This is a genomic window from Massilia sp. BKSP1R2A-1 (genome assembly GCF_050586525.1).
Taxonomy (GTDB): Bacteria; Pseudomonadota; Gammaproteobacteria; order Burkholderiales; family Burkholderiaceae_D; genus Telluria.
On record NZ_JBOBRE010000002.1, the window covers coordinates 363,472 to 382,599 of the forward strand.

Annotated in this window: 16 protein-coding genes; 6 read left to right on the plus strand and 10 right to left on the minus strand. The window is 66.1% G+C overall.

Features of this window, described 5'->3' with window-relative positions; translation table 11 throughout:
* The first annotated feature begins 7 nt into the window (after nt 1-7).
* From ACQ7JA_RS04955 to ACQ7JA_RS04965, 3 genes are all read left to right on the plus strand, one after another.
* Nucleotides 8-1,144, plus strand: a complete 1,137-nt coding sequence (locus ACQ7JA_RS04955) for a PilT/PilU family type 4a pilus ATPase (protein ID WP_430895152.1) — start codon at nt 8-10, stop codon at nt 1,142-1,144.
* Between the two features lie 143 nt (nt 1,145-1,287).
* The gene (locus ACQ7JA_RS04960) at nt 1,288-1,917 is read left to right on the plus strand and encodes a hypothetical protein (RefSeq protein ID WP_430895154.1); all 630 of its coding nucleotides are present in this window, start codon (nt 1,288-1,290) and stop codon (nt 1,915-1,917) included.
* Between the two features lie 169 nt (nt 1,918-2,086).
* On the plus strand, nt 2,087-4,495 hold the full coding sequence (locus tag ACQ7JA_RS04965) for a TonB-dependent receptor plug domain-containing protein (protein WP_430895156.1): 2,409 nt from the start codon (nt 2,087-2,089) through the stop codon (nt 4,493-4,495).
* A 4-nt stretch (nt 4,496-4,499) separates the two neighbouring features.
* Here the strand turns inward: ACQ7JA_RS04965 and ACQ7JA_RS04970 are convergent, their stop codons facing one another.
* Together ACQ7JA_RS04970 and ACQ7JA_RS04975 are read right to left on the minus strand one after the other, a co-directional pair.
* Nucleotides 4,500-5,186, minus strand: coding sequence for a pentapeptide repeat-containing protein (locus ACQ7JA_RS04970; protein WP_430895158.1), 687 nt, complete (start codon nt 5,184-5,186; stop codon nt 4,500-4,502).
* 3 nt (nt 5,187-5,189) lie between these two features.
* Entirely contained in the window at nt 5,190-7,520 is a 2,331-nt protein-coding gene (locus ACQ7JA_RS04975) for a TonB-dependent receptor domain-containing protein (RefSeq protein WP_430895160.1), read from the minus strand.
* Between the two features lie 168 nt (nt 7,521-7,688).
* Here ACQ7JA_RS04975 and ACQ7JA_RS04980 point away from each other — a divergent pair, with 168 nt between their 5' ends.
* A complete protein-coding gene (locus ACQ7JA_RS04980) occupies nt 7,689-8,171 on the plus strand; it encodes a glutathione peroxidase (protein ID WP_430895162.1) in 483 nt (160 codons plus the stop codon).
* 152 nt (nt 8,172-8,323) lie between these two features.
* On the opposite strand, the gene ACQ7JA_RS04985 is transcribed toward ACQ7JA_RS04980, so the two are convergent.
* From ACQ7JA_RS04985 to ACQ7JA_RS05005, 5 genes are all read right to left on the minus strand, one after another.
* Nucleotides 8,324-10,372 (minus strand): glycoside hydrolase family 97 protein, encoded by a 2,049-nt coding sequence (locus tag ACQ7JA_RS04985; RefSeq protein ID WP_430895164.1) that lies wholly within the window; start codon nt 10,370-10,372, stop codon nt 8,324-8,326.
* A 105-nt stretch (nt 10,373-10,477) separates the two neighbouring features.
* Nucleotides 10,478-10,792 (minus strand): hypothetical protein, encoded by a 315-nt coding sequence (locus ACQ7JA_RS04990; RefSeq protein WP_430895166.1) that lies wholly within the window; start codon nt 10,790-10,792, stop codon nt 10,478-10,480.
* A gap of 49 nt (nt 10,793-10,841) precedes the next feature.
* Complete coding sequence (gene glcF, locus ACQ7JA_RS04995) at nt 10,842-12,068, minus strand: glycolate oxidase subunit GlcF (RefSeq protein ID WP_430895168.1); 1,227 nt, start codon at nt 12,066-12,068, stop codon at nt 10,842-10,844.
* Nucleotide 12,069: 1 nt separating this feature from the next.
* Nucleotides 12,070-13,110, minus strand: coding sequence for a glycolate oxidase subunit GlcE (gene glcE, locus ACQ7JA_RS05000; protein WP_430895170.1), 1,041 nt, complete (start codon nt 13,108-13,110; stop codon nt 12,070-12,072).
* 2 nt (nt 13,111-13,112) lie between these two features.
* Nucleotides 13,113-14,606, minus strand: a complete 1,494-nt coding sequence (locus ACQ7JA_RS05005; RefSeq protein WP_430895172.1) for an FAD-linked oxidase C-terminal domain-containing protein — start codon at nt 14,604-14,606, stop codon at nt 13,113-13,115.
* Nucleotides 14,607-14,698: 92 nt separating this feature from the next.
* Here ACQ7JA_RS05005 and ACQ7JA_RS05010 point away from each other — a divergent pair, with 92 nt between their 5' ends.
* Together ACQ7JA_RS05010 and ACQ7JA_RS05015 are read left to right on the plus strand one after the other, a co-directional pair.
* Entirely contained in the window at nt 14,699-15,253 is a 555-nt protein-coding gene (locus ACQ7JA_RS05010) for a cob(I)yrinic acid a,c-diamide adenosyltransferase (protein WP_430895174.1), read from the plus strand.
* Nucleotides 15,254-15,257: 4 nt separating this feature from the next.
* The gene (locus ACQ7JA_RS05015; protein WP_430895176.1) at nt 15,258-15,956 is read left to right on the plus strand and encodes a 2OG-Fe(II) oxygenase; all 699 of its coding nucleotides are present in this window, start codon (nt 15,258-15,260) and stop codon (nt 15,954-15,956) included.
* Nucleotides 15,957-16,049: 93 nt separating this feature from the next.
* Here ACQ7JA_RS05015 and dxs read toward each other — a convergent pair whose 3' ends face one another.
* The 3 genes from dxs to ACQ7JA_RS05030 are packed head-to-tail and all read right to left on the minus strand — an operon-like array spanning nt 16,050 to nt 19,057.
* Nucleotides 16,050-17,921 (minus strand): 1-deoxy-D-xylulose-5-phosphate synthase, encoded by a 1,872-nt coding sequence (dxs, locus tag ACQ7JA_RS05020; RefSeq protein WP_430895178.1) that lies wholly within the window; start codon nt 17,919-17,921, stop codon nt 16,050-16,052.
* The gene (locus ACQ7JA_RS05025; RefSeq protein WP_430895180.1) at nt 17,922-18,815 is read right to left on the minus strand and encodes a polyprenyl synthetase family protein; all 894 of its coding nucleotides are present in this window, start codon (nt 18,813-18,815) and stop codon (nt 17,922-17,924) included.
* Nucleotides 18,812-19,057 carry an exodeoxyribonuclease VII small subunit gene (locus tag ACQ7JA_RS05030; protein ID WP_258827618.1) on the minus strand — a complete coding sequence of 82 codons (246 nt, stop codon included), beginning with the start codon at nt 19,055-19,057 and terminating at the stop codon, nt 18,812-18,814. The genes ACQ7JA_RS05025 and ACQ7JA_RS05030 overlap by 4 nt, the downstream gene beginning before the upstream one ends.
* Nucleotides 19,058-19,128 lie beyond the last annotated feature (71 nt).

Below are 19,128 nucleotides of genomic sequence, written 5' to 3' on the forward strand. Positions count from 1 at the left end.
AAGACGCATGGAACGCGACCAGGCATCCAAGTTCATGTTCGACCTGCTGCGCCTGATGACCAGCAAGGGCGGTTCGGACCTGTTCATCACCGCAGGCTTCCCGCCGGCGATCAAGATCGACGGCAGGATGACGCCGGTGTCGAGCCAGCCCCTGACCGGCTCGCACACCGCCGACCTGGCGCGCGCCATCATGAACGACAAGCAGGCCGCCGGCTTCGAGCTGTCGAAAGAGGCGAACTTCGCGATCAGCCCCGGCGACCTGGGGCGCTTCCGCGTCTCGGCCTTCATGCAAATGGGCTGCGTGGGCATGGTGCTGCGCGTGATCACCACCACGATTCCGAAATTCGAGGACCTCGACCTGCCGGAAACGCTGAAGGACGTGATCATGACCAAGCGCGGCCTGGTCATCATGGTCGGCGCGACCGGCTCCGGTAAATCGACGACGCTGGCGGCCATGGTCGGCTACCGCAACGAGAACAGCTACGGCCACATCATCACCATCGAAGACCCGGTCGAATTCGTCCACCCGCACCGCAACTGCGTGATCACGCAGCGCGAGGTGGGCGTGGACACCGACAGCTTCGAGGCGGCCCTGAAGAACTCCCTGCGCCAGGCGCCGGACGTGATCCAGATCGGCGAGATCCGCGACCGCGAGACCATGGAGCACGCGATCGCGTTCGCGGAAACCGGCCACCTGTGCCTGGCCACCCTGCACGCCAACAGCGCTAACCAGGCGCTGGACCGCATCATCAACTTCTTCCCCGAAGAGCGCCGCCAGCAGCTCCTGATGGACCTGTCGCTCAACCTCAAGGGCCTGATCTCGCAGCGCCTGATCCCGAAGAAGGAAGCCAAGGGCCGCGTGGTGGCGATGGAGATCCTGCTGAACTCCCCGCTCATCTCGGACCTGATTTTCAAGGGCGACGTCCACGAGATCAAGGAAATCATGAAGAAGTCGCGCGAACTGGGCATGCAAACCTTCGACCAGGCCCTGTTCGACCTCTACGAGGCGGACAAGATCTCGTATGAGGACGCGCTGCGCAATGCGGACTCGGTCAACGACCTGCGCCTGAACATCAAGCTCAATTCCAAGAACGCGAAGAACCGCGATTTCTCGGCGGGCATGGAGCATCTCGGCATCGTCTGAGCCGGCGTTTTGCCGCAAAAACCACAGGGGCGCCTCGGCGCCCCTGTTCTTTTCATGCACCCAGCATGATCGTGCCGGCCTACCCTCTGCACCACCGTCCCCGTTGCTACAATCTTAACCTTAGGCAACTTCTTGGAGCAGTAGTGGAACACGAAAGCCATCCCCACCATCACCCGCACGGTACCGGCGTGCGCTGGCTCGACATCAGCCTCGGCGTCGCCGCCGCCATCGTCTCGCTGGTCTCGCTGTGGCTCGGCCTGCACTCGGCGCACTCGATGGAGAAGCTGGTAGCCGCCAACAGCTATCCCTACCTCGAACTGATGCGTAATATGAGCACATCGGAAAAGGATGCGCAGACCGGCCAGAAACACAGGCGCGTCGAATACATGCTGGTCAACAGCGGCATCGGCCCGGCCCGTATCGAGTGGGTGCAGCTGCATTACAAGGACAAGCCGATGGCCGACCTGAACGCACTGCTCGATGCCTGCTGCGCGGCCGGGGGCAAGGTGGACATCGGGATGAACCGCCGCGGCAACGTGGTCGGCTCCCTGGTGCGTCCCGGGGACATGATGTCGATGTTCGCGGCGGACGAGCCGTCCGTCCCCAATCCGATGTTCGACGCACTGCATGGCAGCATGAAGGATATCCAGACCTCGGCCTGCTACTGCTCGGTGTTCGACGAATGCTACGTCCGGGACAGGGACGAACTGAAGCCGAAGCCGGTCGACCAGTGCACCCGCCCGGGAGTGACCTTCCGGCCGGACTTCCGCTGAGTTTCCCATCCAAGTTTTTTCTGCAGAGCAATATTCATTTCCCTCTAGTTTCACATGCATAAGCATAGGAGAAATCGATAGTTCTGCTGCAACGCAGCGACTGATAAGCTTTCTTTCCCTTCGGCGGCCACAGTGCCGCCGTTATTCATGCAAGAAAAGAAAGAATTTCATGAGCTGCAAGCATTCCCAGACTAATCCCGTCCGCGCCGTTCTCGTGCTCGGCCTGATCGCTTCTCTCGGCGCTCCTGTCGCCTCTGCCCAGGAAACACCTCAAGCGGCGCCCGCCGCCGAACTGCAATCCGTAGTGGTCACCGGCACCCGTTCGTTGAACCGCCGCACTCTCGATTCCGAGTCGCCCGTCGACGTCATCGGCAGCAAGGAGCTGCTGAGCACCGGTTCCGGCGAGCTCGCCACCGTGCTGTCACGCCTCCTGCCCTCGATGAACTTCCCGCGCCCGAGCGGAGCGGACGCCAGTGACGCAGTGCGTCCGGCGCAGCTGCGCGGCCTGTCGCCCGACCAGACCCTGGTGCTGGTGAATGGCAAGCGCCGCCACGCCTCGAGCGTCGTCAACGTCAACGGCACCCTGGGGCGCGGCTCGGCCCCGGTCGACCTGAACGCGATTCCGCTGGCGGCAATCGAGCGCATCGAAGTGCTGCGCGACGGCGCCGCGGCCCAATACGGCTCGGACGCGATCGCCGGCGTGGTCAACATCATCCTGAAGAAGGGCGCCGAGGGCGGTGAAGCGGAAGTCGTCTACGGCCAGTTCGACAAGGGCGACGGCGAGCAGGCCACCGTGCGCGCTTCCACCGGCTTCAGGCTCGGCGAAGACGGCTGGCTGCGCGTGGCCGTCGAAGCGGCCGACCGCAACTACACCAACCGCTCCTTTGCCGATCCGCGTCCGTCCGCCGGCCCGCGCCAGGGCAGCATCACCCAGCGCTACGGCGATCCGGACAGCCGTCCGCGCACGCTCTTCCTCAACAGCCAGGTGCGGATCAACGACAGCATCGACTGGTATGCCTTCGCCAACTACGGCAAGCGCGAGACCTCCTCGGCCGCGAGCTTCCGCACCGCCTACACCAACGACAACCGCACCGCGCTGCGATCGCCCCTGTACCCGGAAGGCTTCCAGCCGCTACTGGACAGCACCTCCACGGACTCGTCGATCGTCACCGGCCTGCGCGGCGAGCTGGCCGGCTGGCGCTGGGATGCGAGCCTGAACCATGGCCGCAACCGCTTCGAGCTGGACGTCGCCAACACCGTCAACTACAGCCTGGGCGCCACCAGCCCGACCCGCTTCTACGCGGGCGAACTGACCTCGACGCAGAACCTGGCCAACCTGGACGTGGCGCGCGAGTTCCCGGTGTCCTTCATGAGCGGGCCGCTGACGGTGGCGCTGGGCCTGGAAGCGCGCCACGAGTCCTACGAGATCGGCGCAGGCGAAGCGAATTCCTGGTTCGGCACGGGCGCACAAGGCTATTCGGGCTTCCGGCCTGAAAACGCGGGCAAGAACAGCCGCAACAACAAATCGGTCTACCTGAACCTGGAAGGCGACATCACGAAGGAACTGTCGGGCGCCCTCGCGCTGCGTCATGAGCGCTACAGCGATTTCGGCAACACGACGTCGGCCAAGGCCTCGGCGCGCTATGCCTTCACGCCGGGCTTCGCGCTGCGCGGCACCGTGTCGAGCGGCTTCCGTGCGCCCTCGCTGGCCCAGTCCTACTACACGATCACGACCACCAATACCCTGCTCGTGAACGGCAGCAGCGCCCTGGTCGAAACCGGCACCTTCCCGGTCGGCAGCGCCGCCGCCGGCGCCCTGGGCGCCCAGCCCTTGACGGCGGAAAAGGCGCGCAACCTGAGCATCGGCGCGCAATGGCAGCCGACCCGCAACTGGACCACGACCGTCGACCTGTACCGCATCGACATCGACGACCGCATCGTGTTCTCGTCGAACCTGCAGCTGGCGAACGCGCCGCGGCTGGCCAGTGCCCTGGCCGCCCAGAACATCTACGTGGGCGCCGCACGCTACTTCACCAATGCCGTCGACACCCGCACCAAGGGCGTGGACATCGTCAGCACCTACCGCCTGAACCTGGCGGGCGGCGGCCGCGCCGACCTGACGGCAGCCTACAACCACAACGACAACGAGGTGCGGCGCGTGGCGGCCTCGCCCGCCGTGCTGTCCGAGCAGAATCTGCTGCTGGTGGACCGCCAGACCGTCAACCGCCTGACCGTCGGCTCGCCGAAAGACAAGCTGAGCCTCTCCGGCGACTACACGCAGGGCATCTGGGGCGGCCGCGCCGCCGTCACGCGCTACGGCAAGTTCACGGTGCCGCAGAACGACCCGGCGCTGGACCAGACCTACGATCCGCAATGGGTGCTCGACCTGTCCGCCAGCGTGCGCATCGCCAGCCAGTGGCGCCTGACGGCCGGCATCGACAACGTCACCAACCGCTACCCGGCCCAGGTGACCTCGCGCTCCAACCTGAACGTGAACGGCACCCAGCCCTACAGCGTGTGGGCGCCGAACGGCTTCAACGGCCGCTACTTCTACCTGAAGGCCGGCACCACCTGGTAAGCACTCAGGCGACGTTCAGCCCCATCGAGCGCACCATCTCGGCCGCCTGGCGCGCCGAGACGGTCGCCCCCAGGAACTGCCTGGCATTCGCCAGTTTCAATCCGCCCAGGTCGGCCTCGCGCAGGTCGGCCTCCTCGAAGCGCGTGTCCCTGATGTGGGCGTCGCGCAAGCTCCCCCCTTCGAACACCGCTTCCCGGAAGTCGCAGCCCGACAGGTCCGCATCCGAAAAATCCAGCCCCTTGAGAAGCGCCTTGCGAAAGGACATGCGGCGCAGGTCGGCGCCGACCAGCAGCGAGTCTTCGAAAGTGAGCGCGAGGTGGCTGGTCTCTTCGAACCGGGCGCCGGTCAGCTTACAGCTGCGAAAGGTAGAGGAGGCCAGCCGCGCGCGGCGCCAGCTGCTGTTATTCAGGTCGCAGGATTCGAAGAGCGCATCGACCAGGTCGGCGGATTCGAAATCGGCGTGGCCGGCGCGGCAGCGCGTCCAGCGTGTGCGGCCCAACTTCGCGGCGTAGAGGGAGGTTTCAAGCAGCTGGCAGTTGCGGAAGACCGCATCCTGCAGGTCGAGCCGCGAGAGGTCGGTGGTCGACAGGTCGCAGTCTTCGAAGACCAGCAGGTGATGTGCAGCGAGGGAGGATTCGACGGCGGCGCGCGTCGGCGCGTCGCCGTTGAAGACAATGGTCTGGCGTGGCACGGATCAGCGGCCCGGACCGCCGCCGCCCATGAAGCCGCCGGGACCAGGGCCGCCGGGACCGCCAGGACCCATGAACATCGGACGGCGGTTGCCCGCATTGCCGAAGCTGCCGAAGCGGTAGGACAGGCCGATATAGGCCATGCGGCCGCCGAAACGGCGCAGGCTGTATTCGCGCAGCACGTCGGTCTCGGTGATCGACTCCGACTTCTGCGAATCGAACAGGTCATTGACGTTGACGACCAGGCTCAGGGCCGGCGACAGGTTGTGGCGGTAGCTGAAGTCGGCCGTGCGCACCGGCTGGCGGTAGCCTTCGCCGAACAGGGTCTTGCCCTGGGCGTTGAGCATCAGCTGGAAGAAGTTCGCCCCGTTCAGCTGGTAGGCGATGCGCGCGCGGCCGCTGATCGAGGTCGCCGAGCGCTTGTCGTCCGCCGCGCTTCCCAGCACGGTCTGCTCCGCATAGCCGACGTTGCCGTTCACATTGATCATCAGCTTGTCGGTGGCGCGGCCGCTGAAGTTGAACTCGATGCCGCCCGAGCGGCTGCTGCCCGAATTCTCGCGCGTGGTGAGCAGGACGTCGTTCGCCAGCAGGTAGCGGCGCTCGGAAATCAGCTCGCTTTCGCGGCGCGCATAGGCGCGCACGGTGGTGTCGACCTTGCCGATCTTGGTTTCCACGCCCAGTTCCAGCGAATCCGTATTGGTCGGCTGCAGCTCCGGATTGCCCGAGGAGACGTTCAGTTCGTCGCGGTAGACGACGAAGGGATTCAGCTCGCCCGCGTTCGGACGGCGGATACGGTGCGCGTAACTGAGGCGCAGCGTGGTGTCGTCGGACAGGCCGTAGGTGACGAAGGCGCTCGGGATCGCGTCGAAATAATGGTTGCCGGCGCGGATATTGGTCGTGACCTGGTTCATGTCGAGGTCCGCGTATTCCGCGCGCAGGCCGCCCTGCACGCCCCACTTCTCGTTCACGCGCCACTGGTAGCTGCCGTACAGCGCATAGGTCATGTCGGTCAGCTCGAAGCGGTTGGTGCGCTGGGTGTTCACGCTCTCGCTGCCGCCCGTGCCGATGTCGAAGAAGGCGTTGTCGAAGGTGCTCTCGTTGCGCGCCACCTTGTAGCCCAGCCTCATCACGCCGTGGGCGCCCGGCAGCTCGTAGTCGCCGGTGAAGTCCGCGATGCGGGTCTCGTTCAGGCCGTCCTGGCGGCTGTTGGGCGCGCTCGCGTTACGGGGACGCACCGTATAGGCGGTGTTGTAGCGCGCATCGCTGTCGCCATCGTTGCCCGACAGGCGCAGGTCCATCTTGAAGGTTTCGCCGGGCTTCTCGCCCTTGTGGTCCAGGCGCGCGCCCAGGCTGTAGTTGCGGTTCTTGTTGTCGCGCTGGGTGATGCGCTCGTATTCGCTGTCGACCACGCCGGCCGCGCTCACGCTGCGATAGCGTTCGCTCGAGCCGCCATCGTTATTGTTCTCGGCGAAGCTGGCGGTCGCGCCCAGCACGTCCTTGTCGCCCCAGTTATAGGTCAGGCCCGCATTGAAGCCGGCCGAGTCGGTGTTGTTCACGCCGTGGCTAGACTGGGTGCTGCTGGTGACGGCCCCGGTCACCGGGTCGATGCGCTCGCGGCGGGTTTCGCCGGTGTTGTCGCGGTGATCGTGGCGGCGGTAAGCCGCGCCCTGCACGCTGAAGCGTCCCGAGGTGTAGCTGCCGAAGCCCGAGGTGTTGTAGCGGCCGGCGCTGCCGATGTTGGCGTTGAGCGCCGCGAAGCCGCCCGGGCTGCGCTCGCGCCGCATCACCAGGTTGAGGATCGGGCCGCCGCCGCCTTCGTTGCCGAACTGCGCGCCCGGATTGTTGATCACCTCGACCGATTCGAGGTCGGCCGCGGGAATCGCATTGATCGCCGCGGCGCGGTTATCGCCCTGGAACATCGCCGACGGCTTGCCGTCCACCAGGATCTGCACATTGCTGCGGCCGCGCAGCGTGACGTTGCCGTCCGGGTCGACGCCGACCGAAGGCACCTTGTTCAGGGTGTCGGCCACGGTGTCGTTCGAGCTGGCCGGATCGGACTTCACGTCGTAGACCTGGCGGTCGATGCGGTTGGTGGTCTTGTTCGCGGTGACGTTCACGGTCGACACCGCGGTGCCGCCGGCGGGCGGCGCTTCAGGAGTCTGGCTCACGACCTGCGGCGCCGGCTGTGCCGGTTTCGCCTGCGCTGGCGCTGCCTGTGTGGCCTGCTGCGGCGCTTCCTGCGCGTTGGCTGCGAACGGGACGAGGAAGGCGCCGGCGACGAGGCGGGCGATCAGGGACAGGCGGGGCAAGTGGGCAGTTTGGCGTGGGATGGACATGAAAAACGAGCTCGACAGTTAAGGCGAGCGATTGTCGCATGTCGGCTTCTTAATGTTTGTAACAAAAGATAACAAGACTGGATGACGTGCATATGACTGGATTAAGCGCCATAGCGCGGTTTGACCTACACTGCGGTTTTATTCACCTAACTTTACATAGAGCCCGACATGAACGTATTCGATTTCAGCGCCAATAGCCTCGACGGCCAGCCGGTTGATCTCGACCGCTTTCGCGGCCAGGTGCTCCTGGTCGTGAACACCGCCAGCGAATGCGGCTTCACGCCGCAGTACAAGGGCCTGGAAGAGCTGCACCGCCAGTACGGCGCGCGCGGCCTGGCCGTGCTGGGCTTCCCCTGCAACCAGTTCGGCAAGCAGGAACCGGGGACGGAAAGCGAGATCGGCGCCTTCTGCGAGAAGAACTATGGCGTCACCTTCCCGATGTTCGCCAAGGTCGACGTCAACGGCGACGAAGCGCATCCGCTGTTCAAGTACCTGAAGCAGGAAAAGCCGGGGGTGCTGGGGACGGAAGGGATCAAGTGGAACTTCACCAAGTTCCTGGTGGGGCGCGACGGGGAAGTCGTCAAGCGCTATGCGCCGCAGACGCCGCCGAGCGAGATCGCCGGCGATATCGAGAAGCTGCTAGCGGCGTAGGGTGGGCGGGGTGATTCAGGCCAGTGGCCTGGATCACGAACGCCCACGCGGTGATAGTTGGACTGCAAATACTCGCGTGGGCTGCATCACCGTGATTGAACGCGTGGGCGGGGGACCGCCCACCCTACGACAAGCGACAGCCCGGCGCCTCGTCAGCGTTGAGGGGCGAAGCGAATCGCCTGGCCGCCACCCGGCGCGAGACGCAGCTGCAGCGTATCGCCCGCGCTGACGGTCTTCGTCTCGGTCACCAGGTCGAAGCGGCGCGCGCTGCGGTAGTCGGCGCTGTCGCCGTCGCGGTAGATCTCGGCCGTGTAGCGCTTGCCCTTGTCGAGGAAGTCCAGCGCCAGCGGCAGCGTGCGCCCTTCCCCATCGGTCACCGCGCCGACGTACCAGTCCTGGCTATTACGGTCCTTGCGCGCGATGGTCGCGAACTTCCCGACTTCACCATTGATCACGCGGGTGTCCGCCCAGTCGGTCGGCACGTCCTTGATGAACTTGAAGGCCGCCGGGTACTTCTCGTAATTCTCCGGCAGGTCGGCCGCCATCTGGATCGGCGAGTAGATCACGACGAAGTTGGCCAGCTGCTTGGCCTGGGTCGAGTTGAAGGTCTTGCCGTCCGCGCCCACCAGGCTCAGGACACCCGGCGTGTAGTCCATCGGGCCGCTCAGCATGCGGGTAAACACCAGCTTGGCTTCGTGGTCCACGCTGTTGGGCGGATTGCCCCAGGCGTTGTACTCGACGCCGCGCGCGCCTTCGCGCGTCAGCCAGTTCGGGTAGGTGCGGCGCAGGCCGGTGTCCTTGACCGGTTCGTGGGTGTCGATCGACAGCTTGTACTTCGCCGCTTCCGTCACGGCCTTCAGGAAGTGGCGCACGCCCTCCTGCGAGTCGTAGTGGCCGTAGCGCGGCTTGCCGTCGCGGCCCGGGAACAGCGCGCTGCCCGCCTCGTGCACATAGCCCGACTTGATGCTGTCCACGCCCAGTTTCGCATACAGCTTGTAGGCCGCATCCATCTGCTTTTCGTAGGCAACGATGTTGGCGCCGGTCTCGTGGTGGCCGATCAGGCGCACGCCCTTCGACTTCGCATAGGCCGCCAGGCCGGTCAGGTCGAAGTCGGGATAAGGCTCGGTGAAGCTGAAGTCGGCGCCGCCATGGCCCCAGTCGCTTTCCCAGCCCTTGTTCCAGCCTTCGACCAGCACGCCGCGCATGCCGTGCTTCGCGGCGAAGTCGATGTATTTCCTGGTGTTGGCAGTGGTGGCCGCGTGGTTCGGGCCGGCGTTCCAGGTGCCGCTCTGCAGGTGCATCTGCCACCAGACACCGACGAATTTCGAGGGCTTCACCCAGGACACGTCGCCCAGCCGGTTCGGCTCGTTCAGGTTCAGCACCAGGTCCGACATGTACAGGCCGGCCGCGTTGTCTGCGATCTGCAAGGTGCGCCACGGTGTGGTGAACGCGCCTTTGCGCACCACGGCCGGACCGCCAGGGGACGGCGCCAGCATGGCGCGCAGCTTCTGGCCGTCGACCTTGCGCAGCCACATCGACGCATAGTCGACCAGCGCCGCTTCGTGGAAGGCGATGTGGGTGCCGTCAGCCAGGCGCACGGTGAGCGGCGTGTTGGCGATGCCGATCTCCTTGAGCGGCGCTTCGCGGATCTCTTCCTCCAGGCCCGGCAGCTCGGCGGCGGGGATCCACCAGGCGGTGGCCGGACTGGCGACCGTGAACTCGGTCAGCTCGTCGATGATCTCGGCGACCGGCAGCTGCTTCTGCGCCGGGAATTCGTAGCGGAAGCCGACCCCGTCGTCATAGATGCGGAACACCACGGCGAGCTGGCGCCCGGCCTGGCTCTTCTGTTCGAGGTCGACGCGCAGCTCGCGGAAGCGGTTGCGCACGAACTGTCGCTCGCCCCAGGGCTGTTCCCAGGTGCTGTCGTGGTCGCTCACCGCCTGCTTGCGCAGGCTGAATCCGCCATCGAGCTTGCGCGCATTGGCGAGGTTGAAGCCCAGGCGCGAGGGAGCGATGATTTCCTTGCCCTTGCGCGAGATGGTGTAGGCGAGCTTGCCCATGCCATCCTGCTGGACTTCCACCTTGATGATGTCGCCGGGCGAGGCGGCGCGGGCGATGACTTCTTGCGCCCACGCCGGCAGGGCGAACAGGCAGGATGCGGCCAGTGCGGCGAAGGTGGCGGCGGGACGGCGGACGAACATCGGGTCTCCTTGTCTTTATCGGTCGGCGGTAGCAAAACTACCCTTTATACGGACGAGCACCGACATCTTATGACAAAAAGATGTAGTTCAACTACCAGAACGGATTCAGCGGGTCTGGATCCAGGCCGCGCCGTGGGTGGTGCAGGCGCGGTTGACGTTCTCGAGGAAGCGGATCGCCTCGCCCTGCGACAGGCCGGGCGGCATGAGCTGGGCCAGGGACGGATCTTCGCTGACGCGGTCCAGTCCATGGGCGATGGCGCGCGAGACGTCGCGCGCCAGCTTGCCGTCGCTGTTGTAGAGCGCATCGTAGACGCCGATGGCTTCCCACACCGGCACCAGGCCGGGGCTGGTGGATTCCTCGAACACGACGGCGGGCGGCATGCCCTCGTCTTCGCGCACGAGCTGGAATGCGAAACTCACGGTAAAACCCTCGGTAATGGCACAGGCCGACAGTATAGGCCAGCTGTCCTCAGGCGAGCGCCCGGTCGATCAACTCGATCCAGTGCGTCACCGGCATCGCGGTGCCCGACTGCAGGTGGGTCATGCAGCCGATGTTCGCCGACACGATTTCACACGCGCCGGTCGCTTCCAGGTTGGCCAGCTTGCGGTCGCGGAGCAGATGCGCAATCTCGGGATGCAGCACCGAATAGGTGCCCGCCGAGCCGCAGCACAAATGGCTGTCGGCGCACAGCTGCACGTCCACGCCGGCGGCGCGCAGCAGGCTTTCCACCTTGCCGCGGATCTGCTGGCCGTGCTGCAGCGTGCAGGGCGGGTGCCAGGCGACGCGCTTGTCCACCTTTCCCGCCAGCCTGCTCGCCAGCACCTCCTCGAACTCCATCAGGATTTCGGACAGGTCGCGCGTCAGCATCGCGATGCGGCCGGCCTTCGCGGCGTAGTGTTCGTCGTGCGCCAGCAGGTGGCCGTATTCCTTGACGGTGACGCCGCAGCCGGAGGCGGTCATGACGATCGCCTCCACCTCGCCCGATTCCACATACGGCCACCAGGCGTCGATGTTGCGGCGCATATCGTCCAGGCCCGCCTGTTGGTCGTTCAGGTGGTAGCGCACGGCGCCGCAGCAGCCGGCCTTTGGCGCGGCGACCAGCTGCACGCCAAAGGCGTCCAGCACGCGCGCCGTGGCGGCATTGATGTTGGGCGCCATCGCGGGCTGCACGCAGCCCTCCAGCACCAGCATCTTGCGCGCATGGCCGCGCGCAGGCCAGGCGCCGGGATTGCGCGCCGGCTGCAGCTTGTCCTGCAGGGCCTTCGGCAGCAGCGGACGAAGCGACAGCCCGGCGCGGTAGGCGGGCTTGTACCAGCTTGTACGCGGCAGGAATTCCTTGAGCGTGGTGCGCTTCACGCGGTCCTTGAAGGGACGCGGCACGCGCTCTTCCACCACGCGGCGGCCGATGTCGACCAGGCGTCCGTACTTCACGCCCGAGGGACAAGTGCTCTCGCAGTTGCGGCAGGTGAGGCAGCGGTCCAGGTGCAGCTGGGTCTTGCGGGTGGGTTCGGCGCCCTCGAGCACCTGCTTGATCAGGTAGATGCGTCCACGCGGGCCATCGAGCTCGTCGCCCAGCAGCTGGTAAGTGGGACAGGTGGCGGTGCAGAAGCCGCAGTGCACGCAGGCCTGCAGGATGGCTTGCGCTTCCTTGCCCTCGGGCGTGTCCCGGATGAAGTCGGCCAGATTGGTTTGCATATCAGTACATTCGTCCCGGATTGAAGATGTGCGCCGGATCGAAGGACGCCTTCAGGCGTTCGTGGATGCGCGCGACGGCGGGCGCCAGCGGCTGGAACACGCCGCAGGATTTGTCGCCGCCGCGGAACAGGGTCGCATGGCCGCCCACCGCCGCGCAGCTCCGGCGGATGCTGGCGGCGTCGAGATCGGTGCGCAGCCAGCGCTGGGCGCCGCCCCACTCCACCAGTTGGGTGCCGCCCAGGGCCAGCACGGGCGCGGTCGACGGCAGGGACAGGCGCCACAAGGCGCCGGCGCCACCGAAGAAGGGATGCTGCTGTTCGCGGATGCCGGCCCAGAAGCTGGCGCAGTTCGGTACGGTCTCGCCGCCGATCAGGCGCACGGCCGCATCCACCGCCGCCCGGGCGCCGGAAAGGCGCAGGCACAGCAGGCCGTTGTGCCAGCAGCTGCCTGACACCGGCAGCGGCTGGCCGCCCCACTCGTTGAGGGTGCGGATGGCCTCTTCTTCGCCCATCTCGAGGCGCAGCGTCCTTTCGGCGAAGGGCCGGGGCAGGACCTTGACCGATACTTCAAGCAGCAGGCCGAGGGTGCCGAGCGAGCCGGCCAGCAGGCGCGAGACGTCGTAGCCGGCCACGTTCTTCATGACCTGGCCGCCGAAGCCCAGCACGTCGCCCTTCCCGTCCAGCAGCTTCGCGCCCAGCACGAAGTCGCGCACCCCGCCGCCGCTGGCGCGGCGCGGGCCGGCCAGGCCGGCGGCGATCGTCCCGCCCAGGGTGGCCCCTTCGCCGAAGTACGGCGGCTCGAAGGCCAGCATCTGGTTCCGTTCGGCGAGCACGGCCTCGATCTCGGCGAGCGGCGTGCCGCAGCGCGCGGTGATCACCAGCTCGGTCGGCTCATAGTCGACGATGCCGGTATGGCCGCGCGTGTCGAGGATCTCGCCCTCGAGGCGCTGGCCATACCAGTCCTTGCTGCCGCCGCCCCGGATACGCAGCGGACTCTTGTCGGCGCTTGCCGCACGCACGCGTTCCTGGAAGTGTTCGATCATCGTCAGAACCTCGGCAGCTCGGGGAATGGCAGTTCGCCGCCATGCACGTGCATCTTGCCGAATTCGGCGCAGCGGTGCGGCGTCGGGATCGCCTTGTCCGGGTTGAGCAGCATCGGCACGTCGAAAGCGCGCTTGACCTCGAAGAACGCATCGAGCTCCTTGCGGCCGAACTGCACGCACATGGAGTTGATCTTCTCCATGCCCACGCCATGCTCGCCGGTGATGGTGCCGCCGACCTCGACGCACAGGGCCAGGATGGCGGCGCCGAAGGCCTCGGCGCGTTCGAATTCGCCCGGCTGGTTCATGTCGAACAGGATCAGGGGGTGCATATTGCCGTCGCCCGCATGGAAGACGTTGGAGCAGCGCAGGCCGAAGGTGATCTCCATCTGCTCGATGCCCTGCAGGACCCGGGCCAGCTGCTTGCGCGGGATGGTGCCGTCCATGCAGTAGTAATCCGGCGAGATGCGGCCCGCTGCAGGAAAAGCGTTCTTGCGGCCGGACCAGAAGCGCATGCGTTCGGCCTCGCTCTGCGACACCGCGATGGCGGTGGCGCCGGCGCCTTCGAACACGGCCTTCATGCGCTCGATCTCTTCCGCCACCTCCAGCAGCGTGCCGTCGGCCTCGCACAGCAGGATGGCGGCGGCATCCACGTCGTAGCCGGCGTGCACGAAGGGCTCGACCATGCGCACCGAGGTGCGGTCCATCATCTCGAGGCCGGCCGGGATGATGCCGGCCGCGATGATGCTGGCCACCGCATTGCCGGCGGTGATGACGTCGCCGAAGGACGCCATGATGACCTGGGCCACGGCGGGCTTGGGCACCAGCTTGACCGTCACTTCGGTGACGATGCCGAGCATGCCCTCCGAGCCGATGAAGACGGCCAGCAGGTCCAGGCCCGGCGCGTCCAGGGCCTCGCTGCCCAGTTCGATGATCTCGCCTTCGATGGTCGCGACACGCACGCGCAAGACGTTGTGGACCGTGAGGCCATATTTCAGGCAGTGCACGCCGCCCGAGTTCTCGGCCACGTTGCCGCCGATGGTGCAGGCGATCTGCGAGGACGGGTCGGGGGCGTAATAGAGGCCGTACTGGGCGGCCGCTTCGGAGATGGCGAGATTGCGCACGCCGGGCTGGACGACGGCGGTGCGCGCATGGGCGTCGACTTTCACGATGCGGTTCAGGCGCGCGGTCGACAGCACGACGCCGTCCGCGATCGGCAGCGCGCCGCCCGACAGGCCGGTGCCGGCGCCGCGCGGCACGATCGGCACCTTCAGTTCGCGGCAGATGTCCAGGATCTCCAGCACCTGCTCCTCGCTGGTGGGGAGCGTCACGATCATGGGCAGCTGGCGGTAGGCGGCCAGGCCGTCGCATTCATAGGGACGGGTGTCTTCGGGGTCGGAGAGGACGATCGAATTTGCCAGATGCGCCGGCAGGCGCGCGCGCAGCGCGCTCGCCACCTGACGGCGCCGTTCGGCCGGAACTGGAATGGGAGCGGTCATTCCGCCAATTGTAGGCGTGTTCGGTCACAACGGTCGCGTTTTGTCGTATGCTCGCCCTATCGTTTTTTTAACATATTGCATAAGGCAGCATCATGGGCAACCGACTTTCCAAAATCGCCACCCGCACCGGCGACGACGGCACCACCGGCCTGGGCGACGGCAGCCGCACCGGCAAGGACAGCGCACGCATCCATTCGCTCGGCGAGGTCGACGAGCTGAACTCCTTCGTGGGCCTGCTGCTGTGCGAAGAAATGCCGGCCGACCTCCGTGAAGAGCTGATCTCGATCCAGCACGACCTCTTCGACCTGGGCGGCGAGCTGTGCATCCCGGGCTACGAGATGATCAAGGACGAGCACGTCGCGCGCCTGGACGGCCTGCTCGAGAAATACAACGCCGACCTGCCGGTCCTGAAGGAATTCATCCTGCCGGCCGGTTCGCGCGCGGCCTCGCTCGCCCACGTCTGCCGCACCGTCTGCCGCCGTGCGGAACGCAGCATCGTGGCGCTCTCGCATGCCGAGCAGATCCGTCCTCATCCGCGCCAGTACGTGAACCGCCTGTCGGACCTGATGTTCGTCCTGGCCCGCGTCTTGAATCGCTTCGCGGGTGGCAGCGACGTGCTGTGGCAGCACGAGCGCAAGCGCGGCTGAGCCCATGGACGACTTCATCGGCATCTACGACGGTGCGCTCGGCGCCGAACAGTGCGACGCCATCCGCGCCCGCTTCGATGCAAGCGGCAAGGTGGCGCGCGGCCGCACCGGCAACGGGATCGATGTCAGCAAGAAGGACAGCTACGACCTGACCATCAATGGCCTGGCCGAGTGGGACGACGTCGGCGCCCTGCTGACGCAGACCATGGCGCGCCACCTGGCGCAGTACATGGACACCTACCGCATGCTCCTGATCGGCGCGCTGTCGCCGCAGGTGGCGCATCCGCAAACGGGCGAGCCGGTGACGCTGTCGCCCGATAATTTCAGCGAGTTCGGCACGCCGAACATCGTGGAGCTGATGCAGTCGATTTATCGCGTGGGGCACGTCAACCTGCAGAAGTACCTGCAGGGCACGGGTGGCTACCACCACTGGCATTCCGAGATCTACCCGCAGAACGCGAGCTGCGAGACGCTGCACAGGGTGCTGCTGTGGCAGTTCTACCTGAACGATGTGGAAGATGGCGGGGAGACCGAGTTCCTGTACCAGAACCGGAAGGTGGAAGCGCGCAAGGGGAGGCTGGTGATTGCGCCGGCGGGGTTCACGCATACCCACAAGGGGCATGTGTCACGCAGTAGCGACAAGTACATCGCTACGTCGTGGATTCTGTTCCAGCGCGCGGAAGCCTTGTTTGGGGCTTTGTAGGGTGGTCGGCTCTGCCGACCGCGCGTTCAGCGAACGAATGTGTCGCTACAGTGTATCCGTGAGTTGAACGCGCGGACGGCGAAGCCGTCCACCCTACGAATTAATGACGACCAGGCGGGGCTCGCCCGCCGCGAAACGCGCACGGATCGAGGCGGCGATGCCTTTCGCATCCAGGCCAACGGAGGCCAGCAGCGCCGCCGGATCACCCTGGTCGATGAACTTGTCCGGCAGACCCAGGTTCAGCACCGGCTTGGCGATGCCTTCAGCCGCCAGCGCTTCCATCACGGCAGCACCTGCGCCGCCCATGATGCAGCCCTCTTCCACCGTCACCAGGCAGTCGTGCTCCTTCGCCAGGCGCTTGAGCAGTTCCACGTCGAGCGGCTTCACGAAGCGCATGTTGGCGACCGTCGCGTTCAGCTCTTCGCCGGCGGCGATGCTCGGGGCGACCATCGAGCCGAAGGCCAGGATGGCGATGCCCTTGCCTTCGCGGCGCACGACACCCTTGCCGATCTCGATCGACGTCAGGTCCGGCTGGATGTTTGCTCCGACGCCGGTGCCGCGCGGGTAGCGGATCGCGGCCGGGCCGGGATAGTGGTAGCCGGTGGTCAGCATCTGGCGGCATTCGTTCTCGTCCGAGGCGGCCATGACGACCATGTTCGGGATGCAGCGCAGGTAGGCCAGGTCGTAGTTGCCGGCGTGGGTGGCGCCGTCGGCGCCGACCAGGCCCGCGCGGTCGAGCGCGAAGGTCACGTCGAGGTTCTGCAGGGCCACGTCGTGGATCAGCTGGTCGTAGGCGCGCTGCAGGAAGGTCGAGTAGATCGCGACCACCGGCTTGAGGCCTTCGGTGGCGATGCCGGCGCCGAAGGTTACCGAGTGCTGCTCGGCGATGCCGACGTCGAAGTAGCGCTCCGGGTACTGCTGGTGGAAGCGCACCATGCCCGAGCCTTCGCGCATCGCCGGCGTGATGCCGACCAGGCGCTTGTCGACGGCCGCCATATCGCACAGCCAGTTGCCGAACACCTCGGTGTAGGTGATCTTGCTCGGCGCGCTTGCCGGCTTGATGCCCTCGGTCGGGTTGAACTTGCCGGTGCCGTGGTACAGGATCGGCTCGGCCTCGGCCAGCTTGTAGCCCTGGCCTTTCTTGGTCACCACGTGCAGGAACTGCGGCCCCTTGAGCTTCTTGATGTTCTCCAGGGTCGGAATCAGGGAATCCAGGTCGTGGCCGTCGATCGGGCCGATGTAGTTGAAGCCGAACTCCTCGAACATGGTGGCCGGGACCACCATGCCCTTGGCGTGTTCTTCGAGCTTGCGCGCCAGGTCCAGCACGGGGCCCGGCAGCACGCTCTTGCCGACCGTCTTGGCGGCGGCGTAGAACTGGCCGCTCATCAGGCGCGCCAGGTAGCGGTTGAGCGCACCGACCGGCGGCGAGATCGACATGTCGTTGTCGTTCAGGACCACCAGCAGGTTGCAGTCTTCCTCGACACCCGCATTGTTCAGGGCCTCGAAGGCCATGCCGGCGGTCATGGAGCCGTCGCCGATCACGGCGATCGCGTGGCGGTCTTCGCCTTTCAGCTTGGCCGCTTTCGCCATGCCGAGGGCGGCCGAGATCGAGGTCGACGAGTGGGCCGTGCCGAAGGTGTCGTAGACGCTTTCGTCGCGCTTCGGGAAGCCCGACAGGCCGTTCAGCTGGCGCAGGGTCGGCATGCGCTCGCGGCGGCCGGTGAGGATCTTGTGCGAGTAGGTCTGGTGGCCCACGTCCCACACGATGCGGTCGTGCGGGGTGTTGAAGACATAGTGCAGCGCGATGGTCAGTTCGACCGTCCCCAGGTTCGAGGACAGGTGGCCGCCGGTCTTGGAGACGGAATCGAGCAGGAACTGGCGCAGCTCGGTGGCGAGCGGAGTCAGTTGCGTGCGCGGGAGCTGGCGCAGGTCCGCGGGTTCGTTGATGGTCTCTAGCAGTTTCATTTATGCCTTCCGCTGCACGATCAGGTCCGCGAGTTCGCGCAGCCGCTGTGCTTGTTCTCCGAATGGCGCCAGCGCTTCATGCGCTTCACGCCGCAGTTGTTCGGCCAGTTCCTTCGATTGGTCCAGCCCAAGGATCGACACATAGGTCGGTTTGTTGTCGGCCGCGTCCTTGCCCGCGGTCTTGCCCAGCGTGGCCGAATCGGCCGTCGCATCGAGCACGTCGTCCACCACCTGGAAAGCCAGGCCGATCGCCTTCGAATAGGCTTTCAATGCTTCCAGCTCGGTGGACGTCAGGTCTTTCCCGCACAGGGCGCCCAGGATCACCGAGACGCGCAGCATGGCGCCGGTTTTCAGCTGGTGCATGCGCTCGAGTTCATCGCGCGTCAGCGACAGGCCCACGCTATCGAGGTCGATCGCCTGGCCGCCGCACATCCCGGCGGAACCCGCGGCTTCGGCCAGCAGGCGCAGCATCTGCACCAGCCGCGCCGGGGGCACCGTGTCGATGTCGGCCAGGGTCTGGAAGGCCTGGGCCTGCAGCGCGTCGCCGACCAGCAGCGCGGTGGCTTCGTCGTAGGCGACGTGCACGGTCGGTTTGCCGCGGCGCAGGTCGTCGTCGTCCATGCAGGGCATGTCGTCGTGGACCAGCGAGTACACGTGGATCATCTCGACCGCGCTGGCGACACGCGCCAGGGCTTGCGCGTCGCCGCCGAACAGGGCGCCGCTGGCATAAGCCAGCAGCGGACGCACGCGCTTGCCGCCGCCCAGGGCGGTGTAGCGCATCGCTTCGTGCAGCCTGGCCGGGACGGCGCTGGCCGCCGGCAGATAGTTCTCCAGCGCGCGCTCGACCTCAAGCTGCACGCCCTGCATCCAGGCGCCGAAATCCTGCGGCATCATTGATCGCCCTCGTCGGCTTCCGAGAAGGGCTTGAGCATGTCGCCTTCGAGAACCTTGACCTGGGACTCGACCTTTTCCAGCTGGGCCGCGCAGTATTTCACCAGTTCGGAACCGCGCGCATAGGCGGCCACCGAGGCTTCCAGCGGCAGCTGGCCCGACTCCATCTGCGAGACGAGCTGGGCCAGTTCGGCCATCGCGCCTTCGAAGGATTCGGGCGTTGCGCTGTTCGTATTGTTTGACATAGCTATTGAGTAAGGACGCAAGGGTGCGCCAAGGGTCGGTCCAATCGCGTATTTTAGTCCAATCCAACCTG

What these genes read in the sequence shown, in the direction of transcription:
- ACQ7JA_RS04955 (WP_430895152.1), top strand. Translation starts at nt 8, where the DNA reads ATGGAACGCGACCAGGCATCCAAGTTCATGTTCGACCTGCTGCGCCTG.
- ACQ7JA_RS04965 (WP_430895156.1), top strand. Translation starts at nt 2,087, where the DNA reads ATGAGCTGCAAGCATTCCCAGACTAATCCCGTCCGCGCCGTTCTCGTG.
- ACQ7JA_RS04975 (WP_430895160.1), bottom strand. Translation starts at nt 7,520, where the DNA reads ATGTCCATCCCACGCCAAACTGCCCACTTGCCCCGCCTGTCCCTGATC.
- ACQ7JA_RS04980 (WP_430895162.1), top strand. Translation starts at nt 7,689, where the DNA reads ATGAACGTATTCGATTTCAGCGCCAATAGCCTCGACGGCCAGCCGGTT.
- ACQ7JA_RS04985 (WP_430895164.1), bottom strand. Translation starts at nt 10,372, where the DNA reads ATGTTCGTCCGCCGTCCCGCCGCCACCTTCGCCGCACTGGCCGCATCC.
- glcF (WP_430895168.1), bottom strand. Translation starts at nt 12,068, where the DNA reads ATGCAAACCAATCTGGCCGACTTCATCCGGGACACGCCCGAGGGCAAG.
- glcE (WP_430895170.1), bottom strand. Translation starts at nt 13,110, where the DNA reads ATGATCGAACACTTCCAGGAACGCGTGCGTGCGGCAAGCGCCGACAAG.
- ACQ7JA_RS05005 (WP_430895172.1), bottom strand. Translation starts at nt 14,606, where the DNA reads ATGACCGCTCCCATTCCAGTTCCGGCCGAACGGCGCCGTCAGGTGGCG.
- ACQ7JA_RS05010 (WP_430895174.1), top strand. Translation starts at nt 14,699, where the DNA reads ATGGGCAACCGACTTTCCAAAATCGCCACCCGCACCGGCGACGACGGC.
- ACQ7JA_RS05015 (WP_430895176.1), top strand. Translation starts at nt 15,258, where the DNA reads ATGGACGACTTCATCGGCATCTACGACGGTGCGCTCGGCGCCGAACAG.
- dxs (WP_430895178.1), bottom strand. Translation starts at nt 17,921, where the DNA reads ATGAAACTGCTAGAGACCATCAACGAACCCGCGGACCTGCGCCAGCTC.
- ACQ7JA_RS05025 (WP_430895180.1), bottom strand. Translation starts at nt 18,815, where the DNA reads ATGATGCCGCAGGATTTCGGCGCCTGGATGCAGGGCGTGCAGCTTGAG.
- ACQ7JA_RS05030 (WP_258827618.1), bottom strand. Translation starts at nt 19,057, where the DNA reads ATGTCAAACAATACGAACAGCGCAACGCCCGAATCCTTCGAAGGCGCG.